Origin of the sequence: Klebsiella sp. GW_Kp181, assembly GCF_040062315.1 — a bacterium.
In the GTDB taxonomy this organism is placed as follows: Bacteria; Pseudomonadota; Gammaproteobacteria; order Enterobacterales; family Enterobacteriaceae; genus Klebsiella; species Klebsiella oxytoca.
On the sequence record NZ_JBEAFR010000068.1, the window covers coordinates 29,420 to 48,722 of the forward strand.

The following is a 19,303-nucleotide window of genomic DNA, read 5'->3' on the forward strand; positions in this document are numbered from 1 at the left end:
CTTTCAACCCACAGCTGTACATACATCCACCACTTTTTGATAGCAGACTATGGTGATTTCTACCCTTCCTCCTTTGACGATTTCACCCCATTCAATAGCCATACGCTTAACCTGGTTGTCGTCCTCCCAGATACCGGCATAAGTCAAAGCATCAAGAAGTGCCTTGTTGTAATTGTCCAGGTCACGCCGGCGATAGTCTGGCGGATAGAGAATAATTTCTACCGCTGCTGGCGCAGTAGATGGTTTTGGTATTGCACGCAGTTGCTCAATGATCGCTGAACGTACTGCATGTTTGAATTTACGGCCGGCTGCGCTGACAAGGTGTTTACCTTTTGCGGGCCCCTTATTTGGGGACCGCCAGTAGGTGTTCACGCTGGGTGGGAATGGAAGTATAAATTTCATTCTGCCTCCAGCACTATTTTCAACTCAAACGGAACATCTCCTCCGCAATAGCAGAGCGGGCCAAGGTCAGACATGAGGCTCCACAGGGTCATTGACGTATAGCCATTTTCGTCTGTTATCGGGGGCGAAAAGTCTCCGAAGATCGCCGGGTGCTGGATTCGATTCTCTTCGTGCTGGCTTCTCAAGTAACTTAGAGCTTCGGCAGTAAGTTTCACTTTTACGATGCTGTTGAGATTGACCGATATTTCTCTGGCCAACAGCGAAGGGGTGATACTGATACCGCGAGAAACTCCGCGGGTAATCTTGATGGCCCCTTTTCTCTCCAGCGCCTTGAGGTGCGTTACTGCGGCATTGGGGGACCGGCACCCCAACATGCCGGTCAGTTCGTAAGTGGTCGGAGGGAAACCATGCTTACGTTGGTACTCGATCAGGAGGTTCAGAACCTCCTGCTGCCTGAGAGTTAACTTCATCATGCTGCTCGCTCCTGTTTGTTAACGCACATTTCCGGCAGATTGGCCCTAACCAGCGCCTCAGCAAACGGCGGCGGCACGGCGTTTCCGCAGCGCGCAACTTGCTTTTCCTTCGAATACTTCACGCCGCGGTAGTCCCGGTCGATGATGTACCAGTCCGGGAATCCCTGAGCGCGGTAAAGTTCATGTGGCTGTAGCATTCGCATTCCGATGTCAACAATCCGGTAAACAATGCCCTTAATCGTCACCAGTTCGCTGACGCCAAACGAATTTAGGAACTCTTTGACTTGATCCGCACGGCGCTCATCGTAATCATTAGCCGCCAGCAGCGCGCTAATCTCTCCCACATGCTGACCTCCTGCGGTGATTGTCGGCATCGGTTCATCGGTGCGCTGACCATCACGGCAGGTACCGCGCAGTTTTACCAGGTGCGATGTCACAAGAGCGTGATGATCGACTGTAGTCACTGAGTGAGCTGGCTCATCAAGCCCAACGCCCGGACCGGTGTAGTTCCCGCCATAGTGTTTTGCCAGGAACGCAGTTGTTACGGCAAACTTATTGCCCCCAGCTGTAACAGTACCCAACGGTTTACCAAGATTTAGAACCCGCGGTGATTGCCCCACCCGTTCGCCATACCCCATCTGAATAAGCGTGGCCGTGACTAACTGAGACTTTCCCCCACCCCCAGCGGTAATCGTGGCGCTAGGCTCATCTGCCCGATGGCCAATGCTGGCACCGAACTGGCGTGCGATAACCGGGGCAACTACGCATGCTCGGGATTGCTTTAGGATGGTATGAACTGGTTTGTTGAGTGGGCGCGGTTTAGCTTGGTACTGGCTACCACCATTTCCAGCCATAAACGGTGCCAGAGTAGGTACCGCCAACGCGTAACCATGAGTTTTGGTGATTGTCTGTATTGGCGAATACAACTCCTGTCCACGGAAACAATCATATTTACCGCGTGTCGTGGTATGGTTGCATTTCACGATGAATGGGTTATCGCTATCGACCACAAATCTCTGGATACCCCGAGCTATACGCTTCAACGTGTTAACTGCAAGCGGCTTTTTGCGGTCAAATATCGATGGTGCAGGAATGGACCAGTCGATGCATTCAGCTGCTGTCCGCCATGGCGCCAGTTTACCTGTCAGCACCGAGGCCGATTTAGGATCACCATGCGAAGCCTCAGGCCAGACAATGGGTTTATCGTCGCAACGCATCAACATGAAGAATCGCTTGCGGATCGTCGGTGCACCATAATCACTGGCACGAAGCTCGCGATATTCGACCTTATACCCGAGGCCAGCAATCAGCCGTTTGGCTTGTTTGCTATCCGGCGATATCCCGAGAAATTCGCAACATTCGAACAGCGCCGGGTGATCCTCAGGTATACCAGTAGAAAGCATTCCAACAAATGCCTGGAAGGTTTCACCCGAACGCTCAGGATCAGGACGCATCTCACAAGAGAGTAGCGGGCCCCACGTTTTAAATTCTTCAACATTTTCAAGAGCCATCACGCGAGGACGTACATCCAATCCCCAGCGAACAGATACCCAGGCCAAACCACGGATCTCACGTTTGACGGGCTTGCTGCCGCGGGCCTTTGAATAGTGGGTGCAATCCGGACTAAACCACGCAAACCCAACAGCTTTCCCGCCTGTCGCAGCCAAGGGGTCAACATCAAAAACGTTTTCACAATAATGAAGCGTCTCAGGATGGTTAGTTCGGTGCATGGCCACTGCGTTTTCGTCATGGTTTATCGCAATATCAACGCTACGACCGATCGCCATTTCTATCCCAGTTGATGCACCGCCACCGCCCGCAAAGTTGTCTACGATGAGCTCACGCATGAGCGGTCCCCCTCATGCTGCCGACAAGACCACCAGCAACGGTGATGATTTCGCTGGTGGGCACCCGCTCCAGCCACAACTGGTTAATGTGGGCCTTCAGCTTGTTCTGCTGTGAGAATTCCAGATCCTCTGCGCCTTGTAACTGTTCAAAGACAAGACCAACTTCCAGTGGCCAGATCCGGGATTCAGCCTCAGCTAGTGATGCAACAGCATCGGGGATGATCACTTCAGGAGACTGAACTGGCGAAGCTGGTGACAGGAATTTTCCTGCAGCAAACTCAGCCAAAGCCATACTCGCGCGCCCTTTCGCCTCAAGCTCTATACGATCGATATAGCTAAAGCGCTCCCCACACCATGTCTTATCAAATATCACGATTGCGCCAGCAAAGAAGGCGCTGGTGGGTTTCTGTTTATCATCCGCCGGCATAAACCAGGTCGGGAGATCGAAACCAATACGACCACGGATAAAACAGACATGATCGGCATCTTCTGGCCACCATGTCTCGCTTGTCGCTGACTTCAGCAGGAAAACATAGCGCCCACCCTTTTCTCGCTGCTCAGATGCATAACTCATGATGTGAGTCATGCCGGTGACTGCCTGTTTTTCGTGGTACTGAGAACGGCTATACGGTGGATTACCAAATCCTGCGCCACCAAGTTCTTCAAGGCGAGCGGACCAGTCCTGTGTTAATGCGTTATCTTCAGCGGTATACCATGCGGGGCATTTTGCATTGCTGTCGTCTGCAAACAGGTCCAGTACAAGCGGGCCAAACATAGCGTTAACGCCCCAGAACAGCAGATCAGGGGTACGCCATTGATCCCCGACTTCTTTTAAATAATGCGCACTACGCTGGCGCTGTTCCTCAAGTGTCAGGCAATAAGGGCTGACGGTTTTTGTTAAAGTTTGCTCTTCTGCGGTCATAGCTTCTTGTACTTCCTGACTCATAGTTTTCCCCTGCGCTGATCAGCATCAACAAGTGCTCTCAGTAACCAGTAACGGCGATCAAAGCTGAGAAGGTCATTTCTGAGGAGTGCATATTTTCTGCGAAAAATAACATCGTGCTGCCACCAGTAACGCCAGTGATGCAAACGCACAAGGCGCCGGAGACTTATCAAAATCTTCTTCAATCGGAGCACAAGTCACCTCCGCAGTAATTTCCAGCCGGATAGCATGACCCGGCAGAATCATTCATGTTTCTGGCGTTTCGAACAGAAGCATTCTTAAGACGCAGGTATCGCTCTCTTGCTTTAGCCGTACAGTTGCTGTCACAAAGTTGCTGCCATACCGTCGCCGCACGGCGGTAATAGCGCTTCTCTTCCAGCTTTTTGGCTGTCGCTTCAAGGGCAAGAATCTCCCCCGAAAGCCCACCAGGAAGGTACTCTTCAATATCGATGGATCCCGCTACGAAGTAGATAAACCCACCAGTAACTTCAACGCTGGCAAGTTCCCCGTCGTAGTAAAGGCGATGAACAGCGCTCTTCACTGTTACCGGTTTGGTTTCAGGAAATGCCGCAGTGATATCGCGCAGCATTTTGCCTGGATTCTTCTCAATAAATTCAAAGATCGACTTGGCTATGTTCATCCCCGGAACCCCCGTGGAATCGTGGTTTGTACTGGACTAATTGAATTAACATCCCGCGGTCTGGTTTTGTCCCACGACTCCCTTGGCGGGCGGCCTTTAGCATCCCAACGGATAGCGCTTTGCAGATATCCCTCGAATTTTTTAGGGCCGAAAAGTGTCTCGGGTCGCATGTACTGGTATTGCTCGTCGTTGCCATGCCAGTGCTCATGCTTGACGTCGATTACCAATTTCAAGTCGCTAACGGTATGACCTTCGCGGAGGCGGGCGCGAATGTTCTCCAGCGAGGTCTTAGATTTCTGGTAACGGGAACCGCTGACCAGATTCAGGTGTGCCAGAACTTCGATCGCGTTATCGGTAATAACAACTTCAGGATCCGGCTTATCGTCGGGTTCCGCAGGAGCCCGACAAGAAGGTTTTTTAGATGACGGATCTAATGACGGATCTAATGACGGATCGCCTTCAACCATTGAGGGGTCCTCCCGCAATATTTGAGGGGTTACAGACCCATTATTTGAGGCATCAGAATTTGACCCCTCAAATTTTGAACCATCAAATTCTGAGGCATCAAATTTTGATTGTTCACGTGGCGTTGCATAGAAGATTTTTGCTTCAGCTGCTGCACGTTCCAGCATGTCCACATTGAGTTTATAAACGTTCGAATTATTCTTTCCGCCCACGCGCCGTTCCTGCTTCTTCAGCCAACCTTTAGCCTGAAGCTTTTTGATAGCGCTGCGGACAGTATTCTCGCTCTTGGCGCCGATCTGTCGCTGAATAGTGGTTACCGCTGGCCATGACACACCTTCGTCATTACTGAAATCTGCCAGGCGAGCCATGACCGCTATTTCTGAGATTATCAGCCCTTTGAAAGCGCATGCTTCCCATACGAGGCCGTGTAATTTACTGCTCATGGCTGCCCTCTACTTCCCTGAACTTGCGTTGAAACTGATCGAGTGGGCTAAAGCACTCGTGGGAATAGCCTTCCCGCAGGTAGATGACGCGACGTGTCTCAGGCTCCCAGCGGATAACTCTGACTGGATTGCCATAGTGGTCTTTGAACTTCCGGTTAACTTCTCGCATAACGCTTTAGCCCTCCGGTTAAAGACCCCCACAACTCCGCGTGCCCGACTGTGGTTACACTCGACCCATTTACCGCATACCATGCGCTCATACCGAAACGACGAAACGCCCGGGATCGGGTACATCCGTAGTTGCGGTAATTGAAGATTTACGATTAAATTGCTCATGCGGATTATTTCTCCATACACAAAGATTTATTCGCCACGACGCCCGGAGCTGCACACTCGCGGGCGTCACTCTTTTCTGGAGTACAAAAAACGCGAAACAGAAGCGCTACATGCTCCTGGAACTTTGCCATCACCTGATAGCTGTTCTGCTCAATCTGAGCCTTTTCATCGGCATCAATAACGCCATCAGCAGTTGCTTTACGAATGAAGCTGGAGTGTTTTCCAATCCACTCAATCGACTCCATAAGCCGTTGATTAATGTCGCCATTGTCCACGTCTTCTACTTCAGCAAGCGGAACAAAGACGCCGTTGGAGTGGCGTGCGATAGCATTAGCTATATGATTTGTGCTCGCTGCACGTTGGAGTACCATTGCCCAACCGAGCGGGAATATCTGATCCCCTTCTGCGCGAAGGCGGTTAAAGAGCGCGTTTTCTGTAACGCCTAACCATTCAGCAGCTTCTGCATAACCCCCATCCAGTTCGGTGATAGTCTTTTTAATCGCGGCCACCAGCCACGCCGGTTGCTTCTCTACTTTCCATTCAGGTTCTATACCCACGGCTTACCTCCTACTTCTGTGGTTAACGCTGCTAAAACCAAATGTTATTGTTTGGAATAGATATCTGGTCGGAGATCAAACTTCGTGATCGCACCGGATGTGCTTTTTTCCAGTTTTTTTGCCAGATCAAATCCGGCTTTTTTGTAGCCGTTAAAAACTAAACGCAGATAACCGGGTGTAGAGCCAACGTTTGCAGCTAAATTGCTTTGTTGCTCTTTAGTTAATGAATCCCAGAACTCTTTCATATATGTACCTCCTGTGTACATATTACACGAAAGAAATGAACCTTCAAGGTACTTGTACCTAGAAGGTACACACGGTTTAATTTCAATATGAAAACAATCCAGGAAATCAGGCGGTTAAACGCCAGAAAATTGCGTGATGGTGTTGGCGGTAATATTTACTTCGCCAATATGATTGATCGCGAGCCGACTCAAACCAGCCGGTTCATGGGAGATGGCGCCACTAAAAACATCGGCGATGCAATGGCAAGGCACATTGAAAAGTGTTTTGACTTACCTACTGGGTGGTTAGATCAGGAACATCAAACCACTAATGTTGCTAAAACGCCCGATGTCTCTGATACAAATAGAAATATCACCATGGTTCCGGTTATATCCTGGGTACAAGCAGGAGCATGGACCGAAGTTGGCTATGCTGAGGTTGATTTGAATAGCACTGAAAACTATCCATGCCCTGTTCCTTGTGGGCCGATGACTTATATTCTTCGAGTTATTGGCGACTCAATGATCGACGAATATAGGCCCGGTGATATGATTTTTGTTGATCCCGAAGTTCCAGCAGTGCATGGAGATGATGTGATCGCCTTAATGCACGATTCTGGTGAGACTACATTTAAACGGTTGATTGAAGATGCAGGACAACGCTATCTAAAAGCACTTAACTCAAACTGGCCAGAACCTTACATCAAAATCAATGGTAATTGCTCTATCATTGGTACCGTAATTTTTTCTGGTAAACCAAGACGATACCGAACGAAAACATAACAAAGACTATTAAACCTGCTTCGGCGGGTTTTTTTACACTTGACAATGTACCTCGACGGTACATAATGTACCTAAAAGAAACAGCGAACAGGCAGGACGCCCACGAAGTAGCCGCCAGGGGCATAAGAAGACCGGGATGATTCGCTGACAGATAAACCAAATAGGAACAGATCATGGCAAGCAAGGGCATTGAAAACCTTATCAAGGACGCATTAGCAAACGGCTGTCATGTAGTCCGTAAAGCGCATCGCTTCGAGGTAAGCAAGAAAGGCCAAAAATCAATCACTCTTATTATTTGTGAAGATGGCACAGCTTACCGGGGAGATATTGACCTAACGATCGCCATAGCCATTCGCACTCAAAAAGAAATGCGCAGCATCCTCGGCCTGCCGTCCAAGGCAAGTTAATTACCACAGGTGTCTTCGGGAGGGGTTGCGGAGCTGGATTGACCACCAGCAACAGAAACTCACCCGACATACAGCAGCCGTTTAGCCCACGGCGTCGGGGGTCCAGTAAGCCTGGATTAATACTGTAGGGGTTGTGCCGGTTGGTCGCCGGCGCCCCGCCCGAAGATTCCTGATCGAACATGGCGAAAGCCTACAGCGTTGAAGGCGATTTTCTCGGTTTGCGCGCTAAACAATAGCGGGGGTGAAATCGGGGCGGAGAAGCAGAATCCGCGATGTCGGGACTTGATACTTCCGGCCATACCAACAAGCCGAATGATCGCGTAACGATCCTTTGCATCTGCCCCGGCGAGGTGGCGCCGCCGAACCGGGGTAGATGAATCGTACACAACATGAAAGCGCATTCCATCTTCATCCGTCGTGGGGACTGGTTTGTAACTGAAGGAGTGCGCTTCCAGTTGTGAACGGCAATATTCACGACCGTTGTATGGCACATGCAGCGTTAGCAGCCCGGATGGTTCCCTTGAAGTTCCATGCGCTATCCGGACAACTGGAATGTGCAAGCCAGGTGTTTCAGGCACGACGTGCGCCCCACCAGCGCGGCGAAAAGGTGTGACGCTTCGGAAGAGACAAGGGCACAACAGGTAAGAGCATTCCCGCCACACGAGGCTGAAACCCAAGCGCCATGTGGATGCGCCGAAAAGCTATGACGGGGCGTTGGTTGAAGATCGGAGTGCTCTTTCCGTTGTGACGTGTACAAGCGTACTGCAGCGCCGGTCGACGCAAAGACCCGAAAATCGACTGAGCAACAGCAGCTGGTTGCCAATACCAAAACAGAGCGGCGGGAAGTAAGCAGATTAGCGATCTGGTGTCACAACATTCATTCCCGATAAGCCCCCTTCTACTGAGGATGTTTATCGGGACTGGATGACTTACCACTACAAGACGGTCCATAAATGTCCTACGAAGTGGCGACTCCGCTCCGATAACAGCGGCAGACGTTCAACTGTAAAAACGGTGAGATGCCAGCACCCTCGACGGCAGTGACAGCCGGAAGTAGACGGCCCAGCGTGGCAAGCAGAGGAAGCACGATGACAGCCGGGAAAGACCGGCGCACAACGATGAGGGCATTGACGAGCAAGGCACAGAGTCTGGTTCAATTCCAGACGCCAGGATAGTTCTATATCTGGTGATGGGCAGGGAAAAGGTCCGTTCGATTCGGACACAGGCAGTGCTCTCTTCGTTGTGGTAATTGCGGCTATGCGCACGTGACGAGCCAAACCCGTGCAATGAATGCGCTTCCGGGCAGTGTACGTCGCCGGTTATGGCTTAACCCGGCAGGTGGAGGCACCACCGCCACAACCTAGTTAACTGTGCTGTGTGTAGTCTTGGCGGTTATCCAGTTTTCCACTATCCAAAGGAGGAAGAGGATAACGTTCTGATGGATAACCGCCCTTTTTACACAATACAAAAGAGCATCACCGGGCGACGGGCTCATTACCCAATCCACCCGGGCGGCGTCCTAACCGCAGGTGCTCTTCTGTGTTGTGTACGGAGAAATTCCCGGCGGTGGCAGCCGCCTTTCGAGAGGGTAAAACCATGAGTAATGATCGCATGACAGTAGTGCCCGATTTCCTGGGTGAACTGGACGCCGGCGTATTCATGAACAAGATTGCGGCGGCTCTTAATACCACCGCGCTCGGCGTTCTGAACAATGGCAACAAAGGCAAGGTTGTCCTCACCTTTGATTTTGAGCGTATGGGCAACTCTGTTGAAGAGAAGCGCGTCAAGATTAAGCACAAGCTGAACTACAGCACCCCAACTCCCCGCGGCAAAGCGTCGGAAGAGGACACCACAGAAACACCAATGTGGGTTAACAAAGGCGGCAAGCTCACAATCCTGCAGGAGGATCAGGGGCAACTCTTCGGTATCACCGGCGCGGTGGACGGAAAGCTTAAAGCGGCTCAGTGAACCGCACCTACAAATTCACTGATACCACTTCGCTAATCAGTTAATAAGGAATTTTTATGTCTCAGTTAGACAGCGGTACTTTTCAGCAAGTCAAAGACCTGGTGCTTTCCGGTTATCACCTGAACGATATCCCCGGCCTGGCCTGCCCAACCGCTCTGTTACCTCAAAATACAAGCATTGAAAGCCTGGAGCGTTTTGCTTATGAGCGCTTTCGTTTCCGTGGCGCCATGGACACAACCAGCATTGATGATTTCGTTCGCTATTCTGTTGGTTATGCCGAGGAAGAAGAAAAAGCACGTTGCTTTATCGATGCCGATAACATGCTTGCTCGCTCCATCTTCAACATCGGTACGCTGCATAACCCAGGCCACGCTGATAACGTCGCCTCGATCAAGCTTAAGAAGACAGCGCCCTTCCGCGCGTTACTGGCGATCAACGGCGATCACCTTAATCAGAAGCAAATCGCCGAATGGCTCGAAGACTGGAGCGACTATCTCACTGCGTTCGATGCTGACGGACAGACAATGAAAATTGCACAGGCAGCGCAGGCGGTTCGCCGTGTCACTATCCAGCAAACTAATGCCGCCGATCATGAAGACGGTGATTTCAGCGGCAAAAAATCGCTGATGCAAAGTATCGAAGCCAGCAGTAAAGATGTTATGCCGGTCGCGTTTGAGTTTAAGTGTGTACCCTATGAAGGCCTGGGCGAACGTCGTTTCAGTCTGCGCAACAGTCTGCTGAAAAGTAGCGACCCGGTTTTCGTTCTGCGTATTGTCCAACTGGAGGCCCAGGAAGAAGCGATCGCCAATGAGTTCCGCGATCTGCTGGTTGGCAAGTTCGACGGCAAGCCGGTAGAAACCTTTATCGGCAACTTCAAAGCCTGATTGCTCTCCATTAAATCCCCGTCGTTGCGGGGATTTATTAAAGCGTAATCCTGCAATTAATCGCCACCTGGCGAGGGATTTTTACACCCCAAAATCAGCGCTGTGCAGGCGTAAAGTATGGAGAAAAAAATGAGCTTTATTCAAACCCTTTCAGGCAAACATTTTAACTATCTCAATATCCGGCAAGACGCGATTGAGATCGAGGATATTGCAACCGCCCTCTCGCATATCTGCCGATTTGCCGGCCACCTGCCGGATTTCTATAGCGTTGGACAGCACAGCGTATTAACGAGCCTACTGGTACCTCAGGAATTTGCGCTTGAAGCGCTGCTGCATGACGCCGCCGAGGCATATTTGCAGGATATCCCTGCCCCATTGAAACGCCTTCTTCCTGACTACCGCGCCATTGAAGATCAGGTTGATGCAGCTATACGCCAAAAATTCGGCCTGCCGGCTGAGCAGCACCCGACCGTTAAATATGCCGACCTGGTGATGCTGGCCAGCGAACGTCGCGACTTTGAGATCGACGACGGCACCCACTGGCCGATGCTCGACGGTGTCATTCCTACCGACCAGTTTGTGATTAACCCCGTCCGCCCGGGCCAGTCTTACGGCATGTTCATGAACCGCTTTAACCAACTGATGGAGCGGCGCTAATGGCACATGTGAAAGTGAAAGAATTGGTTGCTGCAGCATACGCTGCAGCACCTGACCTACCACCAGCAGCAGCACAATTAATGCAAGACATAGCGTCAAGGCTGGATGTGACCTTTGTCGCCCTTACAGAGGCAATGGACCAGAACACCGCTATGGCCGCGATGATAGCGAACCTGAGCGAGGTAAACAGAAATGGCTAAAAACTCGATCGATGCTTATGGTGCCAGCGGCAAGACAAACGTTCTGATGTTCGAGCCGGAAAATCTGCATATTGTCACTGACAAGGCTCACCCGCTTTACGATGAGCGTATTCACTTACCTCTCAGTGAAGCCATGGTGCTGAACATCATAGACCAGGGTGTTCTGGAGCCGATTATTGTCTGGAAAGACCCGGAAACTGGGTACTCCTGCGTGGTTGATGGCCGTCAGCGTGTCCGTCATACCCTGGAGGCTAACAGGCGCCTGGCCAAAGAGGGTAAAACTGCGCTGCTGGTTCCGGCTGTCACTAAACGCGGTTCTGCTGTTCGCATGGCTCAGGCAATGGTCAGCGCAAACGAAATCCGCCAGGCCGACACACCGCTCGGCAGAGCCAAAAAGATGGCTGATGCGCTGGAGCGCGGGCATGACGAGGAAGACCTCGCGCTGATGTTCGGCGTCAGCGTCCCCACTGTACGCGCTACCCTATCCCTTCTGGATGCCACTCAGGCAGTCAAAGACGCGGTAGAGTCCGGCACAGTAACAGTTACCCAGGCGCGTCAACTGGCATCACTAAAACCCGAAGAACAGCGGGAAAAGGTAGCCGAAATCGAAGCGGCGACCGCTGGCACTACTGGTCATGAAAAAGCGCGTCGTCAGCGCCAGGTTCTCGGTGAGGCAAAGCCGCGCATCAAATCACGTAAGGAAATCACAAAAGCCCTCGAAAATTACAGCCGGCGCGCCCTTCTCTGGTTTGCTGCACTGGTTAATGTTGCCGGGTGGGTTGCAGTAGTCGCTGTAATCTGGGGCGTATGCATGATGATCGAATGGGTGATGTTATGAGCAAAATAGGCGATCATTTTTTTGAATTTCCGGCGTCGCGTGGAACTCAGGGTGGTTCAATTGTCCTGATGCTGACAGTACCTGCACGGACACTAACGAGAGTCCTCGCCAGCGATAACTATGGGGACACCCTTGATCGATCTCAGCGAGAACTGAACCCAGCCAGGGCGAAAAAGTTTTATCAGTATCTCGTTGAAGCATACGAAAACAAGGAACCATTCATTATTCCGCCCCTTGTAGGTAACTGCGACTCGTATGTTGAATTCGAAGAGTTCGGAAACACTAATGTCGGGGTGGCCCGTTTCCCGCTGGATGCAGAGATTAAATTGTTTGATGGTCAGCATCGTGCAGCCGGTATTGCGGAGTATTGCCGCACCATTGATGAACCGATCCATGTCCCGATGATGCTTACTCTCCAGTTGCCACTGAAGACGCGCCAGCAGTTCTTCTCCGACATTAACAATAATGTTTCCAAACCATCTGCGGCTATCAACATGGCTTATAACGGGCGCGATAAGAACGCGCAGGAAATGGTCAGCTTTATCAGTTCACACGATGTCTTTTCTGAAGTCACCGATTTTGAGCATAACGTCGTTCCAGCGAAAAGTGATAAGTGGGTGAGTTTCAAGGCCCTTAGTGATGCCACGGCAAAATTTTCAGGTTCCTGCTCACAGGATGATCTTGAAGGGTTATGGAATGCGTGGCTTATGCTGACAGGTTTAGATGATATTCGCCGCGGTACGAATCAGTCCGAATACAAACGCGAGTATATCCAGTTCCATGCTGTGATGATCAACGCCTTCGGCTACGCAGTGCAGAGATTAAGCGAAGGTCGGGGAGTTCGCGGGGTCACGCTGATGATTGAGGACCTGGTAATGAATACCGGCATTGCCGATCGTGAAGATTTTTTCCTCATTTCATCATGGAATGGTATTTGCGCTAACTGTGAGAAATCCAGGCCAACGGTCATTGCGAATGTCTCCGCTCAGAAGGCTGCTGCAACACGCCTAATGGATGCCATCGTGAATAAAAACTTGTCTGTTAGTAGCGGTAAGGAGGCCAGCCATGACTGATGCCCTGACGAAAGAAAAAATCATTGATGCTATGCGCAGTTCTATTGAGGGCTTCGCCTTCTTAGTCGTCGATTCGCTGGAGTTTGAACTTAAGCGCCAGCTTACCGACGCTGAACAGCAGGAAGTTTCAGCAGTTGTTGAACAGTTGGTTCTAACGTTTCCTGAACCATGTCCACGCTGTGGTGTAACGTCTACGCGCCCGAATGGTGAGCATTATTGCCATGCTAACAGCGTGGAGGCTGAATAAATGACCAGTAATCAGTTAACCAGAAAACGGCTGGAAAAAATTCAATCATGGCGTGACACCTACGGTGCTGGAAGCAACGTAATGCTGCCAGCTGAAGAGGCTGAGGAGCTGGCTCGCATTGCGCTGGCCGAAATGGACAGTGAGCCGGTGGCAGAGATTAGAGCTTACTACCCGCTTGGAATTGACGGAGGTAAACAAAAGTTCGTCCAGGTCACTGGCGAACTTCCTGACTTTGGTGCGCAACTCTACGCCATACCGCAGCTAGCGTCGGACCGCGAGCACGTACGCCGCGAGCACGCCGAGTGGTCTCAGGCCACCTTTGGTAATGTCGGCCCGATTGGTCCACTGAAACACTTAAGCAAAGAAGCGCTTGAATCCGCTGCAGAACCAGACGACCTCAGCGAGTGGGCTGATATGCAGTTTCTGCTGTGGGATGCCCAGCGCCGTGCCGGTATCACTGACGAGCAAATCACTAAGGCGATGATTGAAAAACTAGCGGTGAATAAGGCGCGGGTGTGGCCTGAGCCGAAAGATGGTGAGCCGCGATTGCACATCAAAGAGCAGCCATCGGCGGTAGTGCTGGATGAAATAGTGTGCGATATCTGTGGACATATATCCACTGACCCAGAGGGGCGGCACCACTGCAGTGAGGATAACAGCAATGATTGATAAATATCGTTTGGATGATTTACGTTTTGAATCCGGGGAAAAAGGTGAACTCGCTCGCTGGGTTATTCAGTTGCAAACAGACTTGGATAACGCGCGCCGCAAAGTTGGCAACTCTCCGGTAATCCCGAATGGTTACGTGATGGTGCCGATGAGGCTAACCGCTGAGAACGGCGCAAAAGGTGTGCTATCTGGTGAGTTTTCAGAAACCAAGTTCGTAAACTGCCCGGAGTGTTTTGGTGATGATGAGTGCGAAACATGCGACGGCAGCGGCAGAATTGAAATAAAAGTGCCAGTCAGTTGGACGACTATAAAAGATATTTGGATTAAAGGTGTCGAGCATTTTGCTGCCGCACCGCAGGAGAATATTTAACGTGAACCATTTAATGATCGACCTCGAAACAATGGGTAACAAGCCAAACGCCCCTATCGTCTCCATCGGTGCTGTGTTCTTTGATCCACATTCTGGGGATCTGGGCGCAGAGTTCTATGTGGCCGTTAACCTCGCCAGCGCTATGGATCAGGGTGCGACTCCTGACGGTGACACCATCCTGTGGTGGCTGAAACAATCATCAGAGGCCCGCGCAGCTATTTGTACCGACGATACAAGAAGCATTACCTTTGCTCTCTCCGAGCTGAGCTCATTTATCAGTCGTAACTCTGACAATCCACGTTATCTGAAAGTCTGGGGTAATGGTGCCAACTTCGACAACGTGATTTTGCGCTCAGCCTACGACCGCGCTGGCCAAACCTGCCCGTGGCAATTCTGGAACGACAGCGACGTGCGCACCATGGTGTTGCTCGGTAAACAACTTGGTTTCGACCCTAAACGCAATATGCCATTCGATGGTATAGCGCACAACGCATTGGCCGATGCCCGCCACCAAGCAAAATATGTATCGGTAATCTGGCAGAAACTATTGCCTTCAAGCGACGAATAATAACCCTAATCGCCCGGGTGCAGCCGGGCAATGGAGAAATCTATGCTGAGCCTCGATTGTGTTCCCATCTCAACTTATTGCAAAGAGACAGGCGAAACCCCTGATGCCATAAATAAGCGCATTCAGCGTGGCGTATGGCGTGAAGGAGTACAGGTGCTAAAGGTCGAAGGCGTTAAGGAAAGATGGATAGATCTTAGTGAGGTTGCAAAATGGGCTCGACAAAATCGCCTAAACTCCCGCGCGGCGTAACGATCAGGAAACATAGTACTGGGGAAACCATCAATATTACCTTTACCTATAAGGGGGTGAAATGCCGGGAACCTTTATCAAACCTTGAAGTTAATAGCAAAAACATTAAATACGCCGAGCGAACACTCGGCGAAATTCACAATAAAATTGAGCGGGGTACATTCAATTATGGTGAACACTTTCCCCGATCGGCACGACTTAAAATATTTGGTAATGCTTCAACAGGAAAAACGGTAAAAAATTATCTCGATGAATATCTTATAATTTGTGAAACGAGAAAATTATCACCTTCAACAATCGGCGGATATAAGAAATGTTTAAATGCTCTGGCATCACTTCACATTTTTCCTGCCAGCGAATTAACACCTGCTGCTTTAAAAACATGGATCCAGAGTCAGAAAACGACATTAAAGACGATCAGGAACCAACTTTCATTCCTACGCTCAGCCCTGGATGAAGCTGTTACTGATGGTGTATTGCAGATTAACCCTGTGTCACTGGTGACAGCCTCGCGCTACCAGAGCAGTAAAACTGAGGATGAAAGTGATTATATTGTTGATCCGCTTTCGCCGGCCGAGGTTGAAGCGCTTTTGCATGCGGCGGGTAATAAGCAGTGGGAAAACATATTCCGCTTTGCAATTGAAACCGGGCTACGTAGTTCTGAACTCTGCGCCCTCCGTTGGCGCGATATCGACTTTATCGACAAAACAGCGCATGTGCAAAATGCCAGCGTAGTGGGGGTAATTAAGGGCACGAAAACTAAAGCTGGAACACGTAAAGTTGAGTTAACCGAAGAAGCCTTGTATGCCCTGACTTCTCAGAAGCCTTTCACCTTTATGAAAGATGCAACGGTCTTTGAGGATCCTAAGACAGAAAAACCATGGGCGGGTGCCGATGCGATAAGAAAGAAAGCCTGGGTGCCAACTTTACGTAAAGCTGGGATCAGGTACCGCAATCCATACCAGACCAGGCATACGTTCGCGACCCGACATATAAGTCGAGGCGCTAACCTGTTCTGGCTGGCATCACAGATGGGACATAAAGGGCCAGAAATGTTGTTCAGGCATTATGGACGCTATCTGAAGGAGTATGACGGCAACACTGAAAAACGACCCAAGCTGGTCAGCGGTGGAACCTCAAAGGAGCCGTAAAGGATCCGCAGCAAAACGCTAAATTTTTTTATCATTGTTTATCATTAGGTTATAAAGTTTCGGGCGCGGGTTCAACTCCCGCCAGCTCCACCAAAATTCTCCATCGGTGATTACCAGAGTCATCCGATGAAGTCCTAAGAGCCCGCACGGCGCAAGCCCTGCGGGCTTTTTTGTGCCTGCAATTTGTCCCGCGAAGTCAGATGCCAACTAATTAAATCCGAACCTTTTAGGCACCTTGTCAGGCACCTCATAAAGCTTTAGTGTTTTTGTGGAACCTAAAACTAAGCCTGTGCATCAGAAAAAAAACACTTTTTATTCAATGAGATAAAATCAGACATTCTCATTAAAGCGCACTACGTTTTCCTGATGGGGATGGCCTTGAGCTAATCATCAAATCCAGCGGGTTTACGCTCTGGCCGTTCGCCACATTCGCTCTTTTATTTCGAAATCCTTACCAGTAACGCTGGTTGCCTACTTCCCCCGCTGTTCATCCTGCCTGTTTCCGCACCACAAGTGGCCGCGACACTCGTTACTGCAGCGGTTCAGCATGCTCCGGAACCGGAGACCACATTGATCCGCCCCTGATGAGTAGCCTGGTGGCGGCCTGCTTCTCAATCCTGTATTCGTCTATCTTCCGTTTCCAGATGAAAAGGGACGGCTTCACATTGCATTTATTGACGCAAATAAAAGACAATCATGAGTTGAGATTCGATTATGCTCTCTGGCACTCATCGGCATTGCACGGGCTTTACGTCGCAGGATGGCGAAAAAGACGTTACACGCCCCATTTTCACAGGATCAATTTTGAATATTTACTCAAAACGCTGCGTGATACGACCGTTTAACGCCGATGATATCGAGCCTTTTATGGCATATCGCAACGATGCCGAATGGATGCAGTACCAGGGGTTTAAGGGCCTGACAAAGGAAGCTTATGCCGAGGCGTTGCTGGGAAACGCTTCTCTTACGCAGGGCATGCAGCTCGCGGCGATCGATACCGCGACCGGGACTTTGATTGGCGATCTCTACTTAAAACAAGAAAACGAGACCATCTGGCTTGGCTACACCGTTAGCCCGCGGTATGCAGGTCAGGGTTACGCCCTTGAAACTGCGATGGCGGTCATTGACTGGTGTAAGCAGCAAGGTTTTTTAGCCGTAAAAGCCGGCGTTGTGGCAGATAATCTTCCCTCAATAAATTTACTGAACAAACTCGGATTTTCCTGTTCCTGCACGGAGGATGATGAGCAGATTTTTGTTTTAAACATACAACCCGCTCATTAATTCCCCCTACTTTCAGCTTGTCATACTCACATACCTCTATCCCGACAAAAATTTCTCTGATTAATCTGCTGTTACCTCGTTCACACCGCGGAAGGTCACATGCTACTTTCCGCGTCATTTGTTTTTAAAACAATTAGATAAATAGCTTACCGCCCCTTCATCCTGCTAGTTTTATGCCTGTGACGCACCCTGTGCGCAGTTCTATAAGAGAGATAACCATGAAACGAGCTGTGAACGCCCTACAAAACTTTGGAAAATCCCTCTATGGGCCGGTACTTATCTTGCCGATAGTGGGTCTGTTTATCGCTTTTGGCAACGTGTTGGGCGACGGCAACCTTGCGGAATATCTGCCCTTGCTCGGCCATCCTTTAATTCAGAATATCGGCCAGCTCATTGCTAAATCAGCGGTATCGGTACTGGTGAACCTGGTGCTGATCTTCGCCATTGGGATCCCCGTAGGCCTGGCCGCCCGCGATAAAGGCTACGCGGCGCTCATTGGCCTGGTGACGTTTATCGTCTTTATCAACGCCATGAATATCACACTGCAGCTGCAGGGCCAGCTCGCGGCGCCGGAACAGATGAAAGCAGCCGGCCAGAGCATGGTGCTGGGCGGCCAGGTGCTTAAGATGGGGGTCTTCGCCGGGATCCTCACCGGCGCGCTTTCGGGCTACAGTCTTATATCGGTTACGGGTATGAATCTTACGTATTCGGCCTGCCACCCTGCGAATGCGCCAATCTGCCGGTGCCCGCTATCGACGATCAGGGAATGAGTTCAAAGGTAATTGAGATTAACGTATCAGGATTTATGTCAGCGGGCGTCGTGCTGTACAGCGAACCAGCCTGACCATATAGCGTGACCGCGCCGCCTTTTAAGCCCGCAGATAAAACTTTGGCCATCAGGGGATCGATTTGTTTGTCGTATATCATCCTGGAATTCATCGTATTGAGTATTGGGGTACCATCAAGCTTTTTCTCCAGTATATTCAGGGATAAGGACTCATTCTGCTTGTAAGGTTGCTTCCCTTGTTTATCAATCACGAAATAGACACCATTAGGCAAAACCTCATATTTTTTATTTTTAATTTTGGCCATGATTCTTTTTTCAATATCAACGTACTTAGATGACATTTGCTCATTAAGGGTGTTAACGATGGTTTCTATTTCACCTTCTTTGATTTTCAGCTTTTTATGGTAAGCATCGTTAAAGCCTGAAACCAGCGCCGAAGGCGACAGCTTCACATCATTGTCAGCCATTTTATTCACATCCGATAGCGCCTGAGTCAGATAGAAAACGCCGAGTGCGTAGGCATTTTTAATGCTTTTATCAGTAAGCTTTAACTCACTTTCCTTTATGGCCTGGCTATCAAGGGCAGACTGTAATTTCTGATTTTGATTGTTCAAAGCAGCAACTGACTCAGTATATTTTTTCTGCGCCGCTTCGGCAGCGGCGGTCAGTTCGCCATTCTTTTTGTTCAGCGCGTCGAGCGCGGATTTGTGCTGACTTTCGCCCTGGGCGTTCTGCTTTTGCAGCGCGGCGATCTGCGCCGACAGCATGCGGGTGGTCTCATCCAGCTTTTTCTGCGCCGCTTCGGCAGCGGCGGTCAGTTCGCCATTCTTTTTGTTCAGCG

General features: G+C 50.3%; 22 protein-coding genes, 1 tRNA gene and 4 pseudogenes. 17 read left to right on the forward strand and 10 right to left on the reverse strand.

Annotated features, from left to right (window positions below):
- Positions 1 to 3: 3 nt before the first annotated feature.
- From ABLV11_RS17780 to ABLV11_RS17820, 9 genes are all read right to left on the reverse strand, one after another.
- Positions 4 to 402: a RusA family crossover junction endodeoxyribonuclease gene (locus tag ABLV11_RS17780; RefSeq protein ID WP_064398040.1), complete on the reverse strand. Its 399-nt coding sequence runs from the start codon at positions 400 to 402 to the stop codon at positions 4 to 6.
- On the reverse strand, positions 399 to 875 hold the full coding sequence (locus ABLV11_RS17785; RefSeq protein WP_348855578.1) for an SOS-response repressor and protease LexA: 477 nt from the start codon (positions 873 to 875) through the stop codon (positions 399 to 401). Before ABLV11_RS17785 ends, ABLV11_RS17780 begins: the two co-directional genes overlap by 4 nt.
- The gene (locus tag ABLV11_RS17790) at positions 872 to 2,722 is read right to left on the reverse strand and encodes a DNA cytosine methyltransferase (protein WP_015370239.1); all 1,851 of its coding nucleotides are present in this window, start codon (positions 2,720 to 2,722) and stop codon (positions 872 to 874) included. Before ABLV11_RS17790 ends, ABLV11_RS17785 begins: the two co-directional genes overlap by 4 nt.
- The gene (locus ABLV11_RS17795; protein WP_348855579.1) at positions 2,715 to 3,668 is read right to left on the reverse strand and encodes a phage N-6-adenine-methyltransferase; all 954 of its coding nucleotides are present in this window, start codon (positions 3,666 to 3,668) and stop codon (positions 2,715 to 2,717) included. The genes ABLV11_RS17790 and ABLV11_RS17795 overlap by 8 nt, the downstream gene beginning before the upstream one ends.
- A 178-nt stretch (positions 3,669 to 3,846) precedes the next feature.
- The gene (locus ABLV11_RS17800) at positions 3,847 to 4,305 is read right to left on the reverse strand and encodes a hypothetical protein (RefSeq protein ID WP_348855580.1); all 459 of its coding nucleotides are present in this window, start codon (positions 4,303 to 4,305) and stop codon (positions 3,847 to 3,849) included.
- A complete protein-coding gene (locus tag ABLV11_RS17805; protein ID WP_224324775.1) occupies positions 4,302 to 5,213 on the reverse strand; it encodes a conserved phage C-terminal domain-containing protein in 912 nt (303 codons plus the stop codon). Before ABLV11_RS17805 ends, ABLV11_RS17800 begins: the two co-directional genes overlap by 4 nt.
- Positions 5,203 to 5,382: a DUF4222 domain-containing protein gene (locus tag ABLV11_RS17810; RefSeq protein WP_064349867.1), complete on the reverse strand. Its 180-nt coding sequence runs from the start codon at positions 5,380 to 5,382 to the stop codon at positions 5,203 to 5,205. The genes ABLV11_RS17805 and ABLV11_RS17810 overlap by 11 nt, the downstream gene beginning before the upstream one ends.
- Positions 5,383 to 5,554: 172 nt before the next feature.
- Positions 5,555 to 6,106, reverse strand: coding sequence for a YmfL family putative regulatory protein (locus ABLV11_RS17815; RefSeq protein WP_015370235.1), 552 nt, complete (start codon positions 6,104 to 6,106; stop codon positions 5,555 to 5,557).
- Between the two features lie 44 nt (positions 6,107 to 6,150).
- Positions 6,151 to 6,351 carry a YdaS family helix-turn-helix protein gene (locus tag ABLV11_RS17820; protein WP_049099516.1) on the reverse strand — a complete coding sequence of 67 codons (201 nt, stop codon included), beginning with the start codon at positions 6,349 to 6,351 and terminating at the stop codon, positions 6,151 to 6,153.
- Between the two features lie 87 nt (positions 6,352 to 6,438).
- Between ABLV11_RS17820 and ABLV11_RS17825 the strand changes: the two genes are divergently transcribed.
- The 17 genes and pseudogenes from ABLV11_RS17825 to ABLV11_RS17905 form a co-directional block, all read left to right on the forward strand.
- On the forward strand, positions 6,439 to 7,113 hold the full coding sequence (locus ABLV11_RS17825) for a LexA family transcriptional regulator (protein WP_142477583.1): 675 nt from the start codon (positions 6,439 to 6,441) through the stop codon (positions 7,111 to 7,113).
- Between the two features lie 173 nt (positions 7,114 to 7,286).
- Positions 7,287 to 7,520, forward strand: a complete 234-nt coding sequence (locus tag ABLV11_RS17830; RefSeq protein ID WP_348855583.1) for a hypothetical protein — start codon at positions 7,287 to 7,289, stop codon at positions 7,518 to 7,520.
- 1,596 nt (positions 7,521 to 9,116) lie between these two features.
- Entirely contained in the window at positions 9,117 to 9,488 is a 372-nt protein-coding gene (locus ABLV11_RS17835; RefSeq protein WP_001515608.1) for a hypothetical protein, read from the forward strand.
- Positions 9,489 to 9,544: 56 nt separating this feature from the next.
- Positions 9,545 to 10,372 (forward strand): DUF2303 family protein, encoded by an 828-nt coding sequence (locus ABLV11_RS17840; protein ID WP_285195804.1) that lies wholly within the window; start codon positions 9,545 to 9,547, stop codon positions 10,370 to 10,372.
- 129 nt (positions 10,373 to 10,501) lie between these two features.
- Complete coding sequence (locus ABLV11_RS17845; protein WP_348855590.1) at positions 10,502 to 11,029, forward strand: HD family hydrolase; 528 nt, start codon at positions 10,502 to 10,504, stop codon at positions 11,027 to 11,029.
- Positions 11,029 to 11,229 carry a hypothetical protein gene (locus tag ABLV11_RS17850; protein WP_200780683.1) on the forward strand — a complete coding sequence of 67 codons (201 nt, stop codon included), beginning with the start codon at positions 11,029 to 11,031 and terminating at the stop codon, positions 11,227 to 11,229. Before ABLV11_RS17845 ends, ABLV11_RS17850 begins: the two co-directional genes overlap by 1 nt.
- Positions 11,222 to 11,950: pseudogene (locus ABLV11_RS17855) on the forward strand (hypothetical protein); the annotation flags it as partial. The gene ABLV11_RS17850 and the pseudogene ABLV11_RS17855, both read left to right, overlap by 8 nt.
- 113 nt (positions 11,951 to 12,063) lie before the next feature.
- Positions 12,064 to 13,140 (forward strand): DGQHR domain-containing protein, encoded by a 1,077-nt coding sequence (locus ABLV11_RS17860; protein ID WP_348855584.1) that lies wholly within the window; start codon positions 12,064 to 12,066, stop codon positions 13,138 to 13,140.
- Positions 13,133 to 13,387, forward strand: a complete 255-nt coding sequence (locus ABLV11_RS17865) for a hypothetical protein (RefSeq protein WP_224324779.1) — start codon at positions 13,133 to 13,135, stop codon at positions 13,385 to 13,387. The genes ABLV11_RS17860 and ABLV11_RS17865 overlap by 8 nt, the downstream gene beginning before the upstream one ends.
- Before the next feature lie 264 nt (positions 13,388 to 13,651).
- A pseudogene (locus ABLV11_RS17870) lies at positions 13,652 to 13,969 on the forward strand (DUF550 domain-containing protein); the annotation flags it as partial.
- A gap of 193 nt (positions 13,970 to 14,162) precedes the next feature.
- Positions 14,163 to 14,426 (forward strand): annotated as a pseudogene (locus ABLV11_RS17875) (hypothetical protein); the annotation flags it as partial.
- Position 14,427: 1 nt separating this feature from the next.
- On the forward strand, positions 14,428 to 14,994 hold the full coding sequence (locus ABLV11_RS17880) for a 3'-5' exonuclease (RefSeq protein WP_163530180.1): 567 nt from the start codon (positions 14,428 to 14,430) through the stop codon (positions 14,992 to 14,994).
- Between the two features lie 42 nt (positions 14,995 to 15,036).
- Positions 15,037 to 15,243 (forward strand): hypothetical protein, encoded by a 207-nt coding sequence (locus ABLV11_RS17885; protein ID WP_047683674.1) that lies wholly within the window; start codon positions 15,037 to 15,039, stop codon positions 15,241 to 15,243.
- A complete protein-coding gene (locus ABLV11_RS17890; protein WP_348855586.1) occupies positions 15,204 to 16,394 on the forward strand; it encodes a DUF3596 domain-containing protein in 1,191 nt (396 codons plus the stop codon). The genes ABLV11_RS17885 and ABLV11_RS17890 overlap by 40 nt, the downstream gene beginning before the upstream one ends.
- Positions 16,385 to 16,487, forward strand: a tRNA-Leu gene (locus ABLV11_RS17895). Before ABLV11_RS17890 ends, ABLV11_RS17895 begins: the two co-directional genes overlap by 10 nt.
- 711 nt (positions 16,488 to 17,198) lie before the next feature.
- Entirely contained in the window at positions 17,199 to 17,675 is a 477-nt protein-coding gene (locus tag ABLV11_RS17900; protein WP_224250563.1) for a GNAT family N-acetyltransferase, read from the forward strand.
- A gap of 218 nt (positions 17,676 to 17,893) precedes the next feature.
- Positions 17,894 to 18,343: pseudogene (locus ABLV11_RS17905) on the forward strand (PTS transporter subunit EIIC); the annotation flags it as partial.
- 91 nt (positions 18,344 to 18,434) lie between these two features.
- Here the strand turns inward: ABLV11_RS17905 and ABLV11_RS17910 are convergent.
- Positions 18,435 to 19,303 (reverse strand): FKBP-type peptidyl-prolyl cis-trans isomerase N-terminal domain-containing protein (locus ABLV11_RS17910; RefSeq protein ID WP_348855588.1); only part of this gene is annotated, 869 nt, incomplete at its 5' end.

Bases quoted from the DNA above. Each gene is read 5' to 3' on its own strand.
- ABLV11_RS17780 (WP_064398040.1), bottom strand. From the start codon at position 402: ATGAAATTTATACTTCCATTCCCACCCAGCGTGAACACCTACTGGCGG.
- ABLV11_RS17785 (WP_348855578.1), bottom strand. From the start codon at position 875: ATGATGAAGTTAACTCTCAGGCAGCAGGAGGTTCTGAACCTCCTGATC.
- ABLV11_RS17790 (WP_015370239.1), bottom strand. From the start codon at position 2,722: ATGCGTGAGCTCATCGTAGACAACTTTGCGGGCGGTGGCGGTGCATCA.
- ABLV11_RS17795 (WP_348855579.1), bottom strand. From the start codon at position 3,668: ATGAGTCAGGAAGTACAAGAAGCTATGACCGCAGAAGAGCAAACTTTA.
- ABLV11_RS17800 (WP_348855580.1), bottom strand. From the start codon at position 4,305: ATGAACATAGCCAAGTCGATCTTTGAATTTATTGAGAAGAATCCAGGC.
- ABLV11_RS17805 (WP_224324775.1), bottom strand. From the start codon at position 5,213: ATGAGCAGTAAATTACACGGCCTCGTATGGGAAGCATGCGCTTTCAAA.
- ABLV11_RS17810 (WP_064349867.1), bottom strand. From the start codon at position 5,382: ATGCGAGAAGTTAACCGGAAGTTCAAAGACCACTATGGCAATCCAGTC.
- ABLV11_RS17820 (WP_049099516.1), bottom strand. From the start codon at position 6,351: ATGAAAGAGTTCTGGGATTCATTAACTAAAGAGCAACAAAGCAATTTA.
- ABLV11_RS17825 (WP_142477583.1), top strand. From the start codon at position 6,439: ATGAAAACAATCCAGGAAATCAGGCGGTTAAACGCCAGAAAATTGCGT.
- ABLV11_RS17830 (WP_348855583.1), top strand. From the start codon at position 7,287: ATGGCAAGCAAGGGCATTGAAAACCTTATCAAGGACGCATTAGCAAAC.
- ABLV11_RS17835 (WP_001515608.1), top strand. From the start codon at position 9,117: ATGAGTAATGATCGCATGACAGTAGTGCCCGATTTCCTGGGTGAACTG.
- ABLV11_RS17840 (WP_285195804.1), top strand. From the start codon at position 9,545: ATGTCTCAGTTAGACAGCGGTACTTTTCAGCAAGTCAAAGACCTGGTG.
- ABLV11_RS17845 (WP_348855590.1), top strand. From the start codon at position 10,502: ATGAGCTTTATTCAAACCCTTTCAGGCAAACATTTTAACTATCTCAAT.
- ABLV11_RS17850 (WP_200780683.1), top strand. From the start codon at position 11,029: ATGGCACATGTGAAAGTGAAAGAATTGGTTGCTGCAGCATACGCTGCA.
- ABLV11_RS17860 (WP_348855584.1), top strand. From the start codon at position 12,064: ATGAGCAAAATAGGCGATCATTTTTTTGAATTTCCGGCGTCGCGTGGA.
- ABLV11_RS17865 (WP_224324779.1), top strand. From the start codon at position 13,133: ATGACTGATGCCCTGACGAAAGAAAAAATCATTGATGCTATGCGCAGT.
- ABLV11_RS17885 (WP_047683674.1), top strand. From the start codon at position 15,037: ATGCTGAGCCTCGATTGTGTTCCCATCTCAACTTATTGCAAAGAGACA.
- ABLV11_RS17890 (WP_348855586.1), top strand. From the start codon at position 15,204: ATGGGCTCGACAAAATCGCCTAAACTCCCGCGCGGCGTAACGATCAGG.